Raw genomic sequence first — 5,387 nt, forward strand, 5'->3', positions numbered from 1 at the left:
GGTCGTTTTTTGAGAACTCAACAGCGTGTCGAATGATTGATGCCAATTGTTTGTTGGTTTGATCGTTTTTGTAGCATTTTTGCTCTTGATCGATTTTTGCCAGTTTTGGATTCTTTTTTGGAGAGTTTGATCCTGGCTCAGGACGAACGCTGGCGGCGTGCTTAACACATGCAAGTCGAACGATGATGGACCAGCTTGCTGGTTTGGATTAGTGGCGAACGGGTGAGTAACACGTGAGTAACCTGCCCTTCACTTTGGGATAAGCCTTGGAAACGGGGTCTAATACCGAATATTTCACTTCCTGTCGCATGGTGGGTGGTGGAAAGCTTTTGTGGTGGAGGATGGACTCGCGGCCTATCAGCTTGATGGTGGGGTAGTGGCCTACCATGGCTTTGACGGGTAGCCGGCCTGAGAGGGTGACCGGCCACACTGGGACTGAGACACGGCCCAGACTCCTACGGGAGGCAGCAGTGGGGAATATTGCACAATGGGCGGAAGCCTGATGCAGCGACGCCGCGTGGGGGATGACGGCCTTCGGGTTGTAAACTCCTTTCAGCAGGGACGAAGCTTTGGTGACGGTACCTGCAGAAGAAGCACCGGCTGACTACGTGCCAGCAGCCGCGGTAATACGTAGGGTGCGAGCGTTGTCCGGAATTATTGGGCGTAAAGAGCTTGTAGGCGGTTTGTCGCGTCTGCCGTGAAAGCCCAGGGCTTAACCCTGGGTCTGCGGTGGGTACGGGCAGGCTAGAGTGTGGTAGGGGAGACTGGAATTCCTGGTGTAGCGGTGAAATGCGCAGATATCAGGAGGAACACCGATGGCGAAGGCAGGTCTCTGGGCCACTACTGACGCTGAGAAGCGAAAGCATGGGGAGCGAACAGGATTAGATACCCTGGTAGTCCATGCCGTAAACGTTGGGCGCTAGGTGTGGGACTCATTCCACGAGTTCCGTGCCGTAGCTAACGCATTAAGCGCCCCGCCTGGGGAGTACGGCCGCAAGGCTAAAACTCAAAGGAATTGACGGGGGCCCGCACAAGCGGCGGAGCATGCGGATTAATTCGATGCAACGCGAAGAACCTTACCAAGGCTTGACATACACCGGACGCTGCCAGAGATGGTGGTTCCTTCGGGCTGGTGTACAGGTGGTGCATGGTTGTCGTCAGCTCGTGTCGTGAGATGTTGGGTTAAGTCCCGCAACGAGCGCAACCCTCGTTCCATGTTGCCAGCGGGTAGTGCCGGGGACTCATGGGAGACTGCCGGGGTCAACTCGGAGGAAGGTGGGGATGACGTCAAATCATCATGCCCCTTATGTCTTGGGCTTCACGCATGCTACAATGGCTGGTACAGAGGGTTGCGATGCCGTGAGGTGGAGCGAATCCCTTAAAACTGGTCTCAGTTCGGATTGGGGTCTGCAACTCGACCCCATGAAGTTGGAGTCGCTAGTAATCGCAGATCAGCAACGCTGCGGTGAATACGTTCCCGGGCCTTGTACACACCGCCCGTCAAGTCACGAAAGTCGGTAACACCCGAAGCCGGTGGCCCAACCCTTGTGGGGGGAGCCGTCGAAGGTGGGATTGGCGATTGGGACTAAGTCGTAACAAGGTAGCCGTACCGGAAGGTGCGGCTGGATCACCTCCTTTCTAAGGAGCGTTAACACCCGTCGATCGCCGAGTGTGCGGTCGGGGTGGCTCATGGGTGGATCATCAATCAGAATGCTTGGCACATCGTGTGTTGGGCCGGCGGAGTACGAGCACTGCTCTTTGGGGTGGTGTTGGGGAAATGTTGGTTCGGTGTGGGTGTGTGGGGTGTCGGCACGTTGTTGGGTCCTGAGGAAATGACTGTTGCCAGGCGGTGTTGTCCGTGTGGTGGTTGTTTTCTTGGTGCTGCCCGTCATGACAGGTCTGTTGTGGGTTTGTTGTGGTGGTGTTGGTGTGTTGTTTGAGAATTGTATAGTGGACGCGAGCATCTTTGTGGCTTTAAGAATTTTCTGGTTTTTTGTGTAAGTTTTTAAGGGCGCATGGTGGATGCCTTGGCATCAGGAACCGATGAAGGACGTAGTAATCTGCGATAAGCCTCGGGGAGCCGATAAACGGGCTGTGATCCGAGGGTTTCCGAATGGGGGAACCCCGCACCAGTTATGTGGTGTGACCCGTACCTGAATTCATAGGGTGCGTGGAGGGAACGTGGGGAAGTGAAACATCTCAGTACCCACAGGAAGAGAAAACAAGAGTGATTCCGTGAGTAGTGGCGAGCGAAAGCGGATCAGGCTAAACCATGGTTGTGTGATACCTGTCAGGGGTTGCAGTCGTGGGGTTGTGGGTTTTCGTCGTATCGCATCTGACAGTGTGGTGGCGTGATGGTGTGCGTGTAGTCGAATCAGTGGTGAGTGCTGAACCGTAGAGGGTGGGAGTCCCGTAGGCGAAATGCGTGGCACGGCGTTTGATGTTGTACCCAAGTAGCACGGGGCTCGAGGAATCTCGTGTGAATCTGCCAGGACCACCTGGTAAGCCTAAATATTCCCTGATGACCGATAGCGGACTAGTACCGTGAGGGAAAGGTGAAAAGTACCCCGGGAGGGGAGTGAAATAGTACCTGAAACCATGCGCTTACAATCCGTCAGAGCCGGCCTGTGGGCTGGTGATGGCGTGCCTTTTGAAGAATGAGCCTGCGAGTTAGTGCTCAGTGGCGAGGTTAACCCGTGTGGGGTAGCCGTAGCGAAAGCGAGTCCGAAGAGGGCGTTCAGAGTCGCTGGGTCTAGACCCGAAGCGGAGTGATCTACCCATGGCCAGGTTGAAGCGACGGTAAGACGTCGTGGAGGACCGAACCCACTTCAGTTGAAAATGGAGGGGATGAGCTGTGGGTAGGGGTGAAAGGCCAATCAAACTCCGTGATAGCTGGTTCTCCCCGAAATGCATTTAGGTGCAGCGTTGCGTGTTTCTTGCCGGAGGTAGAGCTACTGGATGGCTGATGGGCCTCACCAGGTTACTGACGTCAGCCAAACTCCGAATGCCGGTAAGTGTAAGCGTGGCAGTGAGACTGCGGGGGATAAGCTTCGTAGTCGAGAGGGAAACAGCCCAGATCACCAGCTAAGGTCCCTAAGCGTGTGCTAAGTGGAAAAGGATGTGGAGTTGCTGTGACAACCAGGAGGTTGGCTTAGAAGCAGCCACCCTTTAAAGAGTGCGTAATAGCTCACTGGTCAAGTGATTCCGCGCCGACAATGTAGCGGGGCTCAAGCACACCACCGAAGCTGTGGCAATCACACAGGTCCCTAGGATCGTCTTTTGGGCGGTGTTCAGGGGTGTGGTTGGGTAGGGGAGCGTCGTGTCACCGGTGAAGTTCCGGTGTGAACCAGGGGTGGAGGTGACACGAGTGAGAATGCAGGCATGAGTAGCGAATGACGGGTGAGAAACCCGTCCGCCGAATAACCAAGGGTTCCAGGGTCAAGCTAATCTGCCCTGGGTAAGTCGGGACCTAAGGCGAGGCCGACAGGCGTAGTCGATGGACATCCGGTTGATATTCCGGAACCGGCGAAGGACCGCCCATATCGAATCAGGGGATGCTAACCACCCGAACCGCCGTGTCTGATCCCTTCGGGGTGATGCGTGTGTGGGGAGCGTGGGACCCGATCTTGTAGTAGGTAAGCGATGGAGTGACGCAGGAAGGTAGCCTCCGCGGGGCGATGGTTGTCCCCGTCCAAGCGTGCGACCCGATCACTAGGTAAATCCGGTGGTCATGCAGGGTGAGGCGTGATGGTGACCACGTAATGTGGGAAGTAGGGTGATCCTATGCTGCCGAGAAAAACTTCTAGCGAGGTTCGAGCCGCCCGTACCCTAAACCGACTCAGGTGGTTAGGTAGAGAATACTAAGGCGATCGAGTGAATCGTGGTTAAGGAATTCGGCAAAATGCCCCCGTAACTTCGGGAGAAGGGGGGCCCACCGCTCTGAAGAGACGTGCTCTCTAGGGGTGGGGGCCGCAGAGACCAGGGAGAAGCGACTGTTTACTAAAAACACAGGTCCGTGCGAAGAAGTAATTCGAGGTATACGGACTGACGCCTGCCCGGTGCTGGAACGTTAAGGGGACCGGTTAACACTTTGTGTGTGAAGCTGAGAACTTAAGCGCCAGTAAACGGCGGTGGTAACTATAACCATCCTAAGGTAGCGAAATTCCTTGTCGGGTAAGTTCCGACCTGCACGAATGGCGTAACGACTTCTCCACTGTCTCAACCACGAACTCGGCGAAATTGCATTACGAGTAAAGATGCTCGTTACGCGCAGCAGGACGGAAAGACCCCGGGACCTTTACTACAGCTTGGTATTGGTGTTCGGTGCGGCTTGTGTAGGATAGGTGGGAGACTGTGAAGCGCACGCGCCAGCGTGTGTGGAGTCATTGTTGAAATACCACTCTGGTCGTTCTGGGCTCCTAACTTCGGACCATGATCTGGTTCAGGGACAGTGCCTGGTGGGTAGTTTAACTGGGGCGGTTGCCTCCCAAAGGGTAACGGAGGCGCCCAAAGGTTCCCTCAGCCTGGTTGGTAATCAGGTTTCGAGTGTAAGTGCACAAGGGAGCTTGACTGTGAGACAGACATGTCGAGCAGAGACGAAAGTCGGGACTAGTGACCCGACGGTGGCTTGTGGAAGCGCCGTCGCTCAACGGATAAAAGGTACCCCGGGGATAACAGGCTGATCTTGCCCAAGAGCTCATATCGACGGCATGGTTTGGCACCTCGATGTCGGCTCGTCGCATCCTGGGGCTGGAGTAGGTCCCAAGGGTTGGGCTGTTCGCCCATTAAAGCGGTACGCGAGCTGGGTTTAGAACGTCGTGAGACAGTTCGGTCCCTATCCGCTGCGCGCGTAGGAAACTTGAGAAGACCTGTCCCTAGTACGAGAGGACCGGGATGGACGAACCACTGGTGTGTCAGTTGTTCTGCCAAGAGCACCGCTGATTAGCTACGTTCGGAAGTGATAACCGCTGAAAGCATCTAAGCGGGAAGCACGCTTCAAGATGAGGTTTCCAACACGGTTCGACCGTGGTGAGGCTCCCAGCTAGACTACTGGGTTGATAGGCCGGATGTGGAAGCACAGTAATGTGTGGAGCTGACCGGTACTAATAAGCCGATAACTTACCTCAACACTTTTTCTTGAATGTTGTGAAGTGTTTTGCGTCCACTATACGATTCTGAAACAACACCCATATCGGTGGCACACCCCCACGCACAGGTTGTGTGGTGTGGGTGGGTTAAGTGAATATGAGTGACCTTGTTTCACAGGGTTACGGCGGTTATAGCGAAGTGGGAAACGCCCGGTCACATCCCGAACCCGGAAGCTAAGCCCTTCAGCGCCGATGGTACTGCACTCGGTAGGGTGTGGGAGAGTAGGACACCGCCGAACA

3 rRNA genes are annotated in these 5,387 nt (G+C 55.3%); all 3 read left to right on the plus strand.

The features are described from left to right. The first annotated feature begins 114 nt into the window (after positions 1-114). The 3 genes from ACYVBN_RS18325 to rrf all read left to right on the plus strand — a co-directional run bounded on the left by ACYVBN_RS18325 (position 115) and on the right by rrf (position 5,386). Positions 115-1,638, plus strand: a 16S ribosomal RNA gene (locus ACYVBN_RS18325). Positions 1,639-1,995: 357 nt separating this feature from the next. Continuing rightward, positions 1,996-5,126: ribosomal RNA gene (locus tag ACYVBN_RS18330) — 23S ribosomal RNA — on the plus strand. A 142-nt stretch (positions 5,127-5,268) separates the two neighbouring features. Next, positions 5,269-5,386 (plus strand): 5S ribosomal RNA (rrf, locus tag ACYVBN_RS18335). The 16S, 23S and 5S rRNA genes sit together here, the layout of an rRNA operon. Position 5,387: the final 1 nt, after the last annotated feature.

This window comes from Flexivirga lutea, assembly GCF_054778955.1.